This is a genomic window from Frigoribacterium sp. Leaf415 (genome assembly GCF_001424645.1).
GTDB lineage: Bacteria > Actinomycetota > Actinomycetes > Actinomycetales > Microbacteriaceae > Frigoribacterium.
This window is the reverse complement of sequence record NZ_LMQR01000001.1, coordinates 3,052,789-3,065,070: the sequence shown is the minus strand read 5'-3', so window position 1 is coordinate 3,065,070 and position 12,282 is coordinate 3,052,789. Positions and strand designations below refer to the sequence as shown.

At 71.5% G+C, this 12,282-nt stretch carries 14 protein-coding genes; 7 read left to right on the top strand and 7 right to left on the bottom strand.

The features are described 5' to 3' along the window. Positions 1 to 37: 37 nt before the first annotated feature. Positions 38 to 748 carry an NADPH-dependent F420 reductase gene (locus ASG28_RS14280; RefSeq protein WP_255351275.1) on the top strand — a complete coding sequence of 237 codons (711 nt, stop codon included), beginning with the start codon at positions 38 to 40 and terminating at the stop codon, positions 746 to 748. A gap of 100 nt (positions 749 to 848) precedes the next feature. On the opposite strand, the gene ASG28_RS14275 is transcribed toward ASG28_RS14280, so the two are convergent. Both ASG28_RS14275 and ASG28_RS16570 read right to left on the bottom strand, forming a co-directional pair. Then, a complete protein-coding gene (locus ASG28_RS14275; RefSeq protein ID WP_055976393.1) occupies positions 849 to 1,274 on the bottom strand; it encodes a DUF4307 domain-containing protein in 426 nt (141 codons plus the stop codon). A 138-nt stretch (positions 1,275 to 1,412) separates the two neighbouring features. Next, entirely contained in the window at positions 1,413 to 1,583 is a 171-nt protein-coding gene (locus ASG28_RS16570; protein WP_157485827.1) for a hypothetical protein, read from the bottom strand. Positions 1,584 to 1,940: 357 nt separating this feature from the next. Here ASG28_RS16570 and ASG28_RS16565 point away from each other — a divergent pair, with 357 nt between their 5' ends. Next, positions 1,941 to 2,777, top strand: coding sequence for a GDSL-type esterase/lipase family protein (locus ASG28_RS16565; protein ID WP_055976390.1), 837 nt, complete (start codon positions 1,941 to 1,943; stop codon positions 2,775 to 2,777). Here ASG28_RS16565 and ASG28_RS14265 read toward each other — a convergent pair. Then, positions 2,774 to 3,550 carry a septum formation family protein gene (locus ASG28_RS14265; protein ID WP_055976387.1) on the bottom strand — a complete coding sequence of 259 codons (777 nt, stop codon included), beginning with the start codon at positions 3,548 to 3,550 and terminating at the stop codon, positions 2,774 to 2,776. The genes ASG28_RS16565 and ASG28_RS14265 overlap by 4 nt on opposite strands. 180 nt (positions 3,551 to 3,730) lie before the next feature. On the opposite strand from ASG28_RS14265, the gene ASG28_RS14260 reads away from it, so the two are divergent. The 5 genes from ASG28_RS14260 (at position 3,731) to ASG28_RS14240 (ending at position 6,232) form a co-directional block, all read left to right on the top strand. Continuing rightward, on the top strand, positions 3,731 to 4,003 hold the full coding sequence (locus tag ASG28_RS14260; protein WP_071257780.1) for a hypothetical protein: 273 nt from the start codon (positions 3,731 to 3,733) through the stop codon (positions 4,001 to 4,003). A gap of 36 nt (positions 4,004 to 4,039) precedes the next feature. Then, positions 4,040 to 4,468: a hypothetical protein gene (locus tag ASG28_RS14255; RefSeq protein ID WP_055976381.1), complete on the top strand. Its 429-nt coding sequence runs from the start codon at positions 4,040 to 4,042 to the stop codon at positions 4,466 to 4,468. 251 nt (positions 4,469 to 4,719) lie between these two features. Further along, positions 4,720 to 5,229, top strand: a complete 510-nt coding sequence (locus tag ASG28_RS14250; protein WP_055976379.1) for a hypothetical protein — start codon at positions 4,720 to 4,722, stop codon at positions 5,227 to 5,229. Beyond that, a complete protein-coding gene (locus ASG28_RS16560) occupies positions 5,226 to 5,762 on the top strand; it encodes a DUF6611 family protein (protein ID WP_055976377.1) in 537 nt (178 codons plus the stop codon). The genes ASG28_RS14250 and ASG28_RS16560 overlap by 4 nt, the downstream gene beginning before the upstream one ends. Further along, a complete protein-coding gene (locus ASG28_RS14240) occupies positions 5,759 to 6,232 on the top strand; it encodes a hypothetical protein (RefSeq protein WP_055976375.1) in 474 nt (157 codons plus the stop codon). Before ASG28_RS16560 ends, ASG28_RS14240 begins: the two co-directional genes overlap by 4 nt. 54 nt (positions 6,233 to 6,286) lie before the next feature. Here the strand turns inward: ASG28_RS14240 and ASG28_RS14235 are convergent, their stop codons facing one another. The 4 genes from ASG28_RS14235 to kdpB are packed head-to-tail and all read right to left on the bottom strand — an operon-like array spanning position 6,287 to position 12,281. Continuing rightward, positions 6,287 to 6,976, bottom strand: a complete 690-nt coding sequence (locus ASG28_RS14235) for a response regulator transcription factor (protein ID WP_055976373.1) — start codon at positions 6,974 to 6,976, stop codon at positions 6,287 to 6,289. After that, the gene (locus tag ASG28_RS14230; protein WP_055976371.1) at positions 6,973 to 9,474 is read right to left on the bottom strand and encodes a DUF4118 domain-containing protein; all 2,502 of its coding nucleotides are present in this window, start codon (positions 9,472 to 9,474) and stop codon (positions 6,973 to 6,975) included. The genes ASG28_RS14235 and ASG28_RS14230 overlap by 4 nt, the downstream gene beginning before the upstream one ends. A 4-nt stretch (positions 9,475 to 9,478) precedes the next feature. Beyond that, complete coding sequence (kdpC, locus tag ASG28_RS14225; protein ID WP_055976368.1) at positions 9,479 to 10,084, bottom strand: potassium-transporting ATPase subunit KdpC; 606 nt, start codon at positions 10,082 to 10,084, stop codon at positions 9,479 to 9,481. A 31-nt stretch (positions 10,085 to 10,115) separates the two neighbouring features. After that, entirely contained in the window at positions 10,116 to 12,281 is a 2,166-nt protein-coding gene (gene kdpB / locus ASG28_RS14220) for a potassium-transporting ATPase subunit KdpB (protein WP_055976365.1), read from the bottom strand. Between the last annotated feature and the right edge of the window lies 1 nt (position 12,282).

Here is a 12,282-nt window from a genome sequence, read left to right as displayed (position 1 = left end):
CACCCGCGATCACGGCACGAGCCGCCCGGACCTTGCGATGCCCTGGGAGAACGGCATCGTCGGGAAGGCATCGAGCGGGCCGCCGGTTGAGTTGCCCATGACAACTTACGGAATCATCGGAGCAGGCAACATCGGCAGCCAGGTCGCCCGGGCGGTCATCGCCCACGGGCACGACGTCGTGATCAGCAACTCGCGCGGGCCCGAGACCCTCGCCGACCTCGTGGCCGACCTCGGCCCGAAGGCCCGGGCCGCCACCGCGACCGAGGCCGGTGCGGCAGGCGACGTGGTCGTCGTCACCGTCCCCCTCAAGAACGTCGACCAGGTGCCGGTCGAGCCGCTCGCGGGCAAGACCGTGATCGACACGAACAACTACTACTTCGAGCGCGACGGCCACATCGCCGCCCTCGACGCCGGCACCGACACGGTGTCCGAGATGCTGCAGCGCCACCTTCCGACCAGCAAGGTCGTCAAGGGCTTCAACCACATCATGGCCAAGGACATCACCACCGACGTCGCCCCGGCCGGGACCCCCGACCGCCGCGCCCTGGCCACGTCGAGCGACTCGCCCGAGGCCGTCGCCCTGATGACCGACCTCTACGACGAGCTCGGCTTCGACACCGTCGACGTCAGCCCGCTGTCCGAGAGCTGGCGCGTCGAGCGTGACCGTCCGGCCTACGTCGTGCGCCAGACGAAGGACGAGCTCGTCGCCAACCTCGCGAAGGCGAACCGGGTGCCACAGGCCTCCTGACCCGGCCGGGCGGTGACGCCGCCCGACGAACGCGACCCGCGCCTCCTGCAGGAGGCGCGGGTCGCGTCGTTCGTGGAGGTGCGGTCGGCCTCGCGACCGGTCAGGGCACCCAGCAGCGGTAAGCGGAGCCGGTCACGGCACGCTCGCTGGTCACGAGCGAGGTCGTGTAGGTCTGGGTGAACGTGTCGACGGCGGGCAGGTCGACGACCTTCCACCCGACCACCGCGCGGTTCTCGTTCAGCGCCTGCACCGCGCAGGCGACGTCGGTGCCGCCCGCGACGTTGATCGTGTACTGCACCTCGACCGCGTCGTCGCCGGCGACGGTGAAGCCGTAGTGGCTCACCTCGAGTTCGGCCGAGTCGCCGTCGAAGGCGACGAGCACGACCCAGGCCGCCACCACGACGGCCACGACGCCGCCCGCGACGAGGGCGATCAGCCGCGAGCGCCGGGCTCGGCCGGGGCGTCGGCCGTAGCGGTCGTCGAGCCGTGAGGCCGGGCTGACGCGCGCCGGGTCGAGGGTCTGCATGGCGTCAAGGGTAGGAGGCGCCGGCTCGGAACCGCATGGACGTCGCGTCCCTGCGGGGTCAGGCCGCGTCGGCCTCGAAGAGCATCGAGAGGTCGAGGGGCTCGGTGGGAGCGAGTTCGACGTACGTCAGGTCGTCGTTCACAGGAACAGCCCGTTGCTGAGGAAGAGGGCGGCGACGAGGCTGGCGCTCGCCCCGACGGCCGCCGTGGCGATGACGAAGAGGGTCGCCTGGCGTTCGGTCTCGCGGACCTCGGAGAAGGGGCTGCGACCCGTGTCGGAGCGGCGACGCGACGGCGTGAGGAGTGTCATGGTGTGTCCGTTCTCGGCAGCCCTGTGCTGCCTGCCCGTGATGCTGGTCTCTGGGGGCCGCGGCTCGTGCGCCGCGGCCCGCACCGCCCGTGAAGTCGGTACACACGAATGAAACCATGGGGTAGTTAGGCCATCTAGCTACTCGCTGAGGCTGTTCGCATTGCGGACAGCGCGCGCCTTCCGCAGCCCCGTCGCCGCACCTCCTTCGCCCCTCCCGGCCCGGAATCCAGCCGATTCGCGCCACCCCTCCCCCAACGGGGGCCTGTCCTCCTTTCGGGGGACCGGCAGACTGTCCCAGGCCCCAGGACGAGACCGACGGAGGCCGCGCCTCCTGCACTGCACGGATTGCGAACACACATGCCCCTGGTCGAGACCCCGACCCCCCGCCGACACGGCCGCCTGATCGCGGCGGTGGTGCGGGCCACCAAGCCCCTCTTCCACCTGCACCTCGCGCTCTACCGGCGCGAGGTGGCCCGCGCGCCCTTCCCCCGCGACGCCCGCCGCATGACCGTGGACGGCCCCGACCCCGACCGCCTGCTTTTCGTCGGCAGCATCGCCGTCGAGGGGTTCGGCGTGCTCGCCCACGACCTGACCTGCGCCAGCCAGACCGCGCGCCTGGTCGGGTCGGCCCGGGGCCGTGGCGTCACGTGGCACGAGGTCTCGGCACCCGTGCTGACGGCCGCCGAGGCCGCTCGGGTCGAGCTGCCGGCCGGACGTGCCGACGCAGCCGTGGTGCTGCTCGGCATCTGCGACGTGTTGCTCGCCACGAGCGGCACCTCGTGGGAGGCCTCGCTCCGTCGCCTCGCGGTCCGGGTGCGCGAGACGGCCGGCCCGGACTGCCGCATCGTCTACGTCGGCATCCCGCCGATGGCGGAGTTCCGGCCGATCCCGCCGGTCGCGAAGCGCCTGCTGACGCAGCAGATCGAACGACTCAACGCCCTGACGGCGCGGGTCGCCCTCACCACGCCCGGCGCCTCGTGGGTGCCGTTCCCCGAGTGGCGCTCGGAGGGGCTGTACCACCAGGAGCTGCTGTCGTGGGCCACCATGCACCGGCGATGGGGACAGGCGATCGCGCCGACCGTCGTGACGTCGCTGGTCGGTGCCGACGCCGGTGCCGGTGCCGGTGCCGGTGCCGGTGCCGATGCCGCCGACTCGCCCTGCGAGAGCGGCGCCGGGCCCGGCGTCCCGGCCTAGACGCCCGAGTCCGCCAGGCTGCCGACGCGGCTCGTGCCGTAGGTGTACACGTAGCAGACGACCGAGCGCTCGCCGTCGTCCCAGCCCTTCTCGGTCGGGGCGAGCACGCCGTAGTCGGCGAGGGACTCGTCGTACGAGGCCCCGACGTAGTCGTCGAAGGCCGCGTCGCAGAGGGCGGCCGCCTCGTCGAGGACCTCGACGCCGCCGGGGAACGCGCCACCGTCCAGCTCGCTCACCAGGTAGGCCTCCTCGTCGTGAGCCTCGTCGCAGGAGGTCGTCTCGACGTCGCCGGTGCCCTCGCGGCCGAGGTCGCCGACGGTGAAGCAGGTGCCGACGTCGAGCCCGTCCACGCCGGTCACCCCCGAGAAGTCGAGCGGGTAGAGGTAGTCGCCGTAGACCGCGTCCGAACCGAAGTACGTCGTGGGGTCCTCGCCGCCGGAGGTGTAGCCGTCGTCGTAGCCGGCCGAGCCGCCGGCGAGCGTCATCCCGCCGAGCAGGCCGGCCCCGCCGCCGACGATCAGGGCGACGACGGCCGTGCCGACGATCGCGAGGACCCACGGCGTCTTCGAGGGCTGCACCGGCATGGCGGGGAGGAACGCAGGAGGCGCGGCGTAGGGGTCCTGCGTCGGCCACGGCTGCCAGGGCGCCTGGGCCTGCGGCTGCGGCTGGGAGTGGGAGTGGGGCTGCCAGCCGGACGGCTGCTGCTCGGGCTGCGGCCACCCCTGCTGTTGCGGCTGCTGGTCGGGCACGCCCGGCTCGATCGGTGTGCTCACGGTCGTTCCCCTTCGGCGACCGGGCCGTCGGATGGCCGGGTCACGCCGGATCATATCCAGCGCCGGGCACCCCGTTCGACCCCCTGTCCGGGAAGACGACCGTGATCTGGTTGCCCACCCCTTTGGCCTGACCTACACTCGATCCGTTCGAACACACGTTCGAACGTGCAGGAGGACGACATGAGCACCCAGACCACCCACGAGCCCGTCGCGCTGTGGTTCGAGCGCGACCTGCCGGCGCGGCTGGTCTGGTCCTGCCGACGGTGGCGGGTGAGCGACACCCCGACCGAGCTGCGGGTCGAGCCGGCGGTCACGCCCGCCTTCATCACGCACCCGCCCCGTCGCTTCGTCGGCTGGCGCTTCCAGGCCACCGACGACGACGGCACCACCCACATGTTCGAGGTCGTCCTCGGCACCGACGGCGGCTGGGTGCTGGGGCGCGTCTACGACTGACCCGGGACGACGACGGGCGGCTGCGAGGATGACGTCATGACGGACCCCCTGCTCGAACGCATCGAGCGCTACATGGCCAGGTCACCGGTGAGCGAGTCGTCTCGCCTCACCGCCTGGGCCCGGACGCTCGCCCTCGGCGAGCTGGTCCGCGTCCTGAGGACGAACGAGCCCACCGACGTCGGAGTGCAGACCCTCGAGTCGCAGCTGCGATTGGCGGCGACCATCACGCGGGACAGCGGCGGGGACCTCGAGGTCGCGGCCTCGCACCACGATCGCCTCGCTGCCGATCTCACCGCCGTGCAACCGGATGCGGACCAGTACTCTCCCGTCCGCAACGCCGCCCGCGCCCATCGCATGGCGGCGGCCATCTGCCGTGGTGATCACTCGGACCTGCGCCGCTTCGCCTCCCACCCGAGGCACGGGACCGACTACACCGCGGCGCTCCGGTTGCCGTCGACCGACTGACGGTCGGGGCCCCCCGGCAGACCGCGGCCGGGGCCCGGTCGGAGACTCCCTGGGCGGCCCGGATGGCGGCCCGCGTCGAAGGGTGACGAGGTCCTCGCGCACGGGTTGCGTCAGGATGTGGGGCCACGGCGTTCGGATGTCGCAAGGGACTCCGTCTCGCGCGGCTGGGCCGCTTAGGACTGTCTCATGCACTCATCGCCGGCCACCCCTGACACGACCTGCGACCGCCGTGTCGCGCGTCAGGTCCGTTCATGACCCTCACGGACATCCTTCCCTCGATGCGACGGGTGATCGCCGACCCGTTCGTCCCCGACGCCTGGCCGGAACGGACTCGTCCGACCCTGGACGACGTCGTCATCGGCGGGGTGTCCCTCGTCCGCCTGGCGAGCATCTGCGAGACGCCGTGCGTCCACACGGGCGCTGCCCTCGTGCCCCGCTCCGGTGGCCGGGTGTCGACCGTCGACGACGCCACGGCGATCGTCGTCACCGTCAGCAACGTCTGTCGCCACAGCTCCGGTGCGATCGTCGTCCAGGTGGACGCCCGACTGGGTGCGGTGCCCGTCGCCATCGGGGAGCTGCGTCTGATCGGGCGGATCTCGACGGCCCACGACGTGGCCATGGTGATCGGCCTGCAGGACGAGGGGCCCGATCTCGCCGTGGCCGACCTGCCCGGAGACCTTCGCATCGGCGACCTCCTGGCGGTCCCGTGCCCGGGCGACATCACGGTCGGGCGTCTGCGCCGGCACCAGAGCCGACGATGACGACCCCTGGCGCCCTCCCGACGATGCGTCACGCCGTGCACGACGTCGTGGACGGTGCTCATTCGTGGGGCACGTTGGACCAGGCTCCGGCTCGGTCGACGGTCGTGCAGCAGATCACCCTCCGGGTGTTCCGACCGGGAACGAGCCTCCGCGAGAGGAGGCTCCTCCATCTCCGGCAGATCTGGCCCGTCGCCGGGGCGATCTGCTCGGCCGTGTCGCTCCTCGTCCTGGCATCCCGGGTCCCGGCTCCGGTGGCGGCCTCGATCGCTCTGGCCCTCTACGGTCTCGGGTTCCTGTGCCTCGACGTCATGACGACACGGCTCCGGGCCACGGTGCGAGAGCTGACGGCGTCCTCGACGTGCACCCCGGGCGGTCTGGTCGTGCTCGGTGACGCCGCCTGCGTCCGCGCGACGGCTGCGCGGCTCGTCGCCCTCGAGCGGGAATTCGCGTCAGGCCACCTCTCGCTCGAGCGGTACCTCGCGCGCTGGAACGAGGTCTACACCGCGTTGCCGGCGGATTCGAACCGGACATGACGTCGAAGACGTCGGTCCCCGTCGCCACTCGTTTCTACGGAACGGGGCCGCAGTTCGATGCCCTCGCCCTGGAGGTCGACGATTTCTCGGCCGCATCGCGACGCGACTCCCGGGACGCGGGCCGGTTCTTGACCGACGTGTTGGAGACGCAGCTGCGGCACCTCCGACCGGTGAGCCAGATCCTCCTCCTGGAACGCATCCGCGCCTCCGGACGCGTCTCGGGGTCTCACTTCTCGACCCTTCGCGGCGTCTTGTCGCGCACGCGGGCCGTGGCGGCGAACACCCACGGCATGGACGTCTCGACCAACGCGCTGCTCTTGCCGGCCTCTCGAGCCGACGCCCTGTCGGAACCGGACGTGCTCGACCTCGTGCGGCACCGCCCCCTCCAGGCGACGGGCGTCGTCCTCGATCACCACGTCCCCGTTCGGGTCGGACGTCTCAGGGAGTCCCTCAGCGCACCCGTCCTCTGACCGCCATCGTGTACTTCCCTGACGACGGGGGCAGGAGGCGCGTGGCATCCGAGGTCAGCTGCTCGGCTCGTCGGGCACGAAGCGGTAGCCCATGCCCTGCACCGTCTGGAGGTAGCGAGGTCGAGCCGGGACCGCTTCGAGCTTCTTCCGGAGTTGGGAGACGTACAGCCGCAGGTACCCGCCGTCAGTGGTGTGTGCCGGACCCCAGATCCGGGTGAGGATGTCCTCCCGTGTGACGAGACGCCCCGGGTTCCTGACCAGGATCTCGAGGATGCGCCATTCGGTGGGGGTCAAGCGGATCGCCTCGTCCGGTTCGCGGACGACGCTCTTGGCGACGAAGTCGATCCGGATGCCCCCGAACGTCTCGGACGGTTGATCGGGGGTCGGAGTCGTCCGTCGCGTCAGCGCCCGGAGGCGGGCCAACAGCTCGTCCATGGCGAACGGCTTGGTGATGTAGTCGTCGGCGCCGGCATCGAGCGCCTCGACCTTGTCCGCGGCGCCGGCTCGGCCCGAGACGACGAGGACCGGGATGTTGCTCCAGCCGCGGAGGCCTTCGATGACGCCGAGCCCGTCGACGTGCGGCATGCCGAGGTCGACCATGACGACGTCGGGATGTTCTTCGACGACGGCGCGGAGCGCCTCGGCTCCGTCGGCGGCGGTGGCGATGTCGTAGCCGACCGCCCCGAGGGTCAGGGTGAGGGCCCGGACGAGCTGCGGATCGTCGTCGGCGATGAGGATCTTCACGAGTGGTCCGTCCCGGTCGTCTGATGAGCCACAGGAAGGGAGACGACCATGCTGAGCCCGCCTCCCGGGGTCTCCTCGGCTCGGAGGGTGCCCCCCATGCCCTCGGTGAAGCCCTTGGAGATGGCGAGTCCCAGCCCGAGGCCGGCGGTGTTGTCGGTGTCGCCGAGGCGCTGGAAGGGAACGAACACCAGGTCCAGGCGTTCGGGACTGATCCCCGGCCCCTGATCGGCGACGCGGATCTCCACGGCGTCCCCGAAGCTGCTGCTGGAGAGACGCACCGGTGTCCCCCCGGGGGCGTACTTGAGGGCGTTGTCGAGCAGGTTCACCAGGACGCGCTGGAGGAGGACCGGGTCGGCGTCGGCCTGGGGAACGTCCTCGCCGATCCGGAGCTCGATGCGTCCGGGGTCGACCTGGAGTTCGTCCACGGACGCGAAGAGGACGTCGTCGACGTCGACGGGTTGGCGTGACACCGCGAGGGCTCCCGCCTGGACGCGGCTGACGTCCAGGAGGTTCGTGACGAGGGCCGACAGCGCGTCGAGGCTCTCGTGGGCCGTGGTGAGGAGTTCGTCGCGGTCGCGGTCCGCCCAGACGACGTCGTCTTGTTGCAGGCCCGTCACGGCCGCCGTGGCCGAGGCGAGCGGCCGCCGCAGGTCGTGTCCGACGGCGGCGAGCAGTGCCGTGCGGACCTGGTCCACCTGCGCCAGCGGCCCCGCGGAGTCGGCGGTCGCCGACAGGGCCTTGTGTTCCAGGGCCGTCTCGACCTGGGCCGCGATGACCGCGAGGAGGCGCCTCTCGGACGCCGCCATCGGCGGTCCGGTCATCTCGAGGCGCGCACGGGTGCCGACGGGGACGATCGTCGTCTCGTCGCCGGCCCGGGGTGCGCCGAGGGAGTCGACGACGTCACCGTCGACGTCGATGACGGAGACCGTCCGCAGGCGGAAGGCGTCCTGGGTGCGGGACAGGAGCGCGTGGAGCGCGTCCTGGCCGCGGATGACGCCCCCGGCGACGGCCGCGAGCAGTTCGGACTCGGCGACGGCACGCGCCGCCGCCCGGGATCGACGGGCAGCCTGGTCGACCACGTAGCTGACGAGCAGGGCGATGACGACGTAGAGGACGAGGGTCAGGAGGTGCAGCGGCCGGCCGACGGTGATGCTGTCGTAGGGCTCGACGAAGAAGAAGTCCAGCGTCACTCCCGAGAGCACCGCCGCGAAGAGGGCCGGCCAGATCCCGCCGACGAGCGCGACGACCACGACGAGCAGCTGGTAGACGAGCACGTCGCTCGTGAGCGATTCGTCGCTGCGGAACATCACGAGCAGCCAGGTCACGATCGGGCCGAGCACCACGGCGAGACCGCCCCCCAGGAGGCGACGCCGCAGCGTCAGCGCGCCTCCTGCCCGGGGGAGGGTGAACCGGCCGCCGGCGGCGGAGTGGGTCACGATGTGCACGTCGATGTCACCCGATTCGCGGATGACGGTGGCGCCGATCCCCGGGCCCGTCAGGGCTGCGGCGACACGGCTCCGGCGGCTGACGCCGATGACGAGTTGGGAGGCGTTCATCGCCTTCGCGAACTGGACCAGGGCGACGGGGACGTCACCACCGACGACCTGGTGATGGGTGCCGCCGAGTTTCTCCGTCAGGGCGCGCTGCGCCGAGAGAGCACCCGGGTGCGCATCGCGGAGGCCGTCCTGGGCGATGACGTGCACGGTGACGAGCTCGCCCCCGGACGACCGGGCGGCGATGCGGGCGCCACGACGGATGAGGGTCTCGCCCTCCGGCCCGCCGGTGAGGGCGACCACGACCCGCTCCCGCGCCTCCCACTTGCTGTCGATCCCGTTCTCGACCCGGTAGGCCTTCAGGGCGCTGTCGACCTCGTCGGCCAGCCACAGCAGAGCCAGCTCCCGCAACGCCGTCAGGTTGCCGAGGCGGAAGTAGTTCGACAGCGCGGCGTCGATGCGGGCCGCCGGGTAGACGTTCCCCTCGGCGAGACGGTCGCGGAGCGCCTGGGGGGCGAGGTCGACGACCTCGATCTGATCGGCGCTCCGGAGCATGCTGTCGGGGACGGTCTCGCGCTGGGCGGCCCCGGTGATCTTCTCCACCACGTCGTTGAGTGACTCGATGTGCTGGACGTTGACGGTCGAGATGACGTCGATGCCCGCGTCGAGGAGGACCTGGACGTCCTGCCACCGCTTCTGCCGGGCCGAGCCCGGAGCGTTGGTGTGGGCGAGCTCGTCGACGAGGGCGAGGTCGGGTCTCCGGGCGAGGACCGCGTCGACGTCCATCTCCGTCAGCTCGACGCCGCGGTGCAGGGTCGTCGTCCGCGGGACGACCTCGAGATCGCCGAGCATGGACGCCGTGGCCTCGCGGCCGTGGGTCTCGACGACGGCGACGACGACGTCCTTGCCCTCTCGGGCGAGCCGGGTCCCCTCTTCGAGCATGGTGTAGGTCTTGCCGACGCCGGGGGCGGCGCCGAGCAGCACCCGGAGCCGCCCCCGCTTCACGGTCTCAGCGTCCCGTCTCGGCCAGGGCCGCGTTGAGCTCGAGCACGTTCACGGTGGGCTCGCCCAGGTAGCCGAGGTCGCGGCCCTGGGTGTGCTCCTCCACGAGCGCCTCGACGTCCGCGACCGGCAGGTCGCGTGCCGCGGCGACCCGCTCGACCTGGATGCGCGCGTACTCGGGGCTGATGTGCGGGTCGAGCCCGGACGCGGAGGCGGTGAGCGCGTCGACGGGGACGTCCTCCGGGGCGACGCCGTCGCTCTCGGCGATCGCCGCTCGTCGCTCCTCGACGGCCGCGATGAGGTCCTCGTTCTCGGGCCCGTAGTTGCTGCCGCTCGAGGCGGAGGCGTCGTAGCCGTCACCGGCAGCCGAGGGCCGCGACTGGAACCACTCGGGCAGGGCGACACCGTCGGCGTCGGTGAAGGACTGCCCGATGAGTGACGAGCCGACGGTCTCACCGTCGACGCGGACGGCGGAACCGTCCGCCTTGCCGCCCAGGACGAGCTGGCCGACCCCGGTGACGACGGCCGTGTAGGCCACGCCGAGGACGACGGTGAAGACGAGCATCGCGCGGAGGGCGACACCGTACTGGCGGAGCAGGGTGCGGGTGTTCATGGTCTCTCTCTCGTTCGTCGTCTGCGTCGGTTCAGAAGCCGGGGAGCAGGCTGACGATCAGGTCGATGATCTTGATGCCGACGAACGGGGCGACGACGCCGCCGAGTCCGTAGACGAGGAGGTTGCGCGACAGGATCGACGACGCCGACGCCGCCCGGTACTTCACGCCCCGCAAGGCGAGCGGGATGAGCACGACGATCACGAGGGCGTTGAAGACGATCGCCGAGAGGATCGCCGAGGCCGGCGAGGACAGCTGCATGACGTTCAGCAGCCCGAGCCCGGGGAACACCCCGGCGAACATGGCCGGGATGATCGCGAAGTACTTCGCGATGTCGTTGGCGATCGAGAACGTCGTGAGGGCGCCGCGGGTGATGAGCAGCTGCTTGCCGATGCGGACGATGTCGATCAGCTTCGTCGGGTCGCTGTCGAGGTCGACCATGTTGCCGGCCTCCTTCGCGGCCGAGGTGCCCGTGTTCATCGCGACGCCGACGTCGGCCTGGGCCAGCGCGGGGGCGTCGTTGGTGCCGTCGCCGGTCATCGCGACGAGCGCGCCTCCTTCTTGCTCCCGGCGGATGAGGGCGAGCTTGTCCTCCGGGGTGGCCTCGGCGAGGTAGTCGTCGACGCCGGCCTCGGCCGCGATCGCCTTGGCGGTGAGAGGGTTGTCGCCGGTGATCATGACCGTGCGGATGCCCATGCTGCGCAGTTCGGCGAACCGTTCGCGCAGGCCGGTCTTGACGACGTCCTTGAGGTACACGACGCCGAGGACGCGAGCCTCCGAGGCCGTGGTCTTGATCGCGACGACCAAGGGGGTCCCTCCGGCTTTCGAGATCTCGTCGATGCGGGTCTGCAGTTCGTCGTGCTCGGTGCTGGCGAGACGGCGGTCCTCCTCGACCCAGGCGATGACGGAGTTGCCGGCACCCTTGCGGATCTGCGTGCCGTCGGGCAGGTCGAGGCCCGACATGCGGGTCTGGGCGGTGAAGGGCACGATCTCACCCGGCTGACCGTCGGCGTCGTGCCACCCCGTCGTCAGGGCGAGGTCGACGATCGACTTGCCCTCGGGGGTCGGGTCGCTGAGCGACGACCGGGCGGCGGCGTCGACGAGTTCGGCCCGGGCGATGCCGTCGAGCGGCGTGAACTCGGCCGCCTGCCGGTTGCCGTAGGTGATGGTGCCGGTCTTGTCGAGCAGCAGCGTGGTGACGTCACCGGCGGCCTCGACCGCGCGGCCCGACATGGCGAGCACGTTGCGCTGCACCAGGCGATCCATGCCGGCGATGCCGATGGCGCTGAGCAGCGCCCCGATCGTCGTGGGGATGAGGCAGACCAGCAGGGCGATGAGCACGGGGATGCTCACCGACGCGTCGCTGTAGGCCGCGATGGGGTTCAACGTCAGGGTCACGACGACGAACACGATCGACAGGCTCGCGAGCAGGATGTTCAGCGCGATCTCGTTCGGGGTCTTCTGGCGGGAGGCGCCCTCGACGAGGCGGATCATGCGGTCGACGAAGGTCTCGCCGGGCTTGCTCGTGATGCGCACGACCACCCGGTCGGACAGCACGCGGGTGCCGCCGGTGACCGCGCTGCGGTCGCCGCCCGACTCGCGGATCACCGGGGCGGACTCGCCCGTGATGGCCGACTCGTCGACGCTGGCGATGCCCCAGACGATGTCGCCGTCGCCGGGGATCAGCTCGCCGGCGGTCACGACGACCGTGTCGCCGAGCGTGAGGTCGGCCGAGGACACCGACTCCGAGGAGGCGCGCTCGGCACCGGCGTCGGACGTCGCGTCGTACGAGACCACGCGCTGGGCGGTGGTGCTGGTGCGGGTCGCCTTGAGGGTCTCGGCCTGTGCCTTGCCGCGGCCCTCGGCGACGGACTCGGCGAGGTTGGCGAAGACGACGGTGAGCCAGAGCCAGACGGCGATGGCCCAGGTGAACGAGCCGGGGACGGGCGAGCCGCCCGAGGTCTCGGGACCGGTGAAGAGGCCGGCGATCGCGAGGATCGTCGTGTAGGCGGCGCCGACCTCGACGATGAACATGACGGGGTTGTGCCACATCTCGCGCGGGTCGAGTTTGCGGAGCGCGCCGGGCAGGGCCGCGACGAGCTGGGCGACGCCGAACGCGCCTCCTCGGTTCGTCGGGGCGTGCTCGCCCTCGTGGTCGTGGTCGTGGTCGGTGGTGGGTGTGTCGGTGACGACGGACATG

Coding starts and splice junctions, on each gene's coding strand:
- ASG28_RS14280 (WP_255351275.1), top strand. CDS start 38: ATGCCCTGGGAGAACGGCATCGTCGGGAAGGCATCGAGCGGGCCGCCG.
- kdpB (WP_055976365.1), bottom strand. CDS start 12,281: ATGTCCGTCGTCACCGACACACCCACCACCGACCACGACCACGACCAC.
- ASG28_RS16565 (WP_055976390.1), top strand. CDS start 1,941: ATGCCCCTGGTCGAGACCCCGACCCCCCGCCGACACGGCCGCCTGATC.
- ASG28_RS14275 (WP_055976393.1), bottom strand. CDS start 1,274: ATGCAGACCCTCGACCCGGCGCGCGTCAGCCCGGCCTCACGGCTCGAC.
- ASG28_RS14250 (WP_055976379.1), top strand. CDS start 4,720: ATGACCCTCACGGACATCCTTCCCTCGATGCGACGGGTGATCGCCGAC.
- ASG28_RS16570 (WP_157485827.1), bottom strand. CDS start 1,583: ATGACACTCCTCACGCCGTCGCGTCGCCGCTCCGACACGGGTCGCAGC.
- ASG28_RS14255 (WP_055976381.1), top strand. CDS start 4,040: ATGACGGACCCCCTGCTCGAACGCATCGAGCGCTACATGGCCAGGTCA.
- kdpC (WP_055976368.1), bottom strand. CDS start 10,084: ATGAACACCCGCACCCTGCTCCGCCAGTACGGTGTCGCCCTCCGCGCG.
- ASG28_RS14240 (WP_055976375.1), top strand. CDS start 5,759: ATGACGTCGAAGACGTCGGTCCCCGTCGCCACTCGTTTCTACGGAACG.
- ASG28_RS16560 (WP_055976377.1), top strand. CDS start 5,226: ATGACGACCCCTGGCGCCCTCCCGACGATGCGTCACGCCGTGCACGAC.
- ASG28_RS14260 (WP_071257780.1), top strand. CDS start 3,731: ATGAGCACCCAGACCACCCACGAGCCCGTCGCGCTGTGGTTCGAGCGC.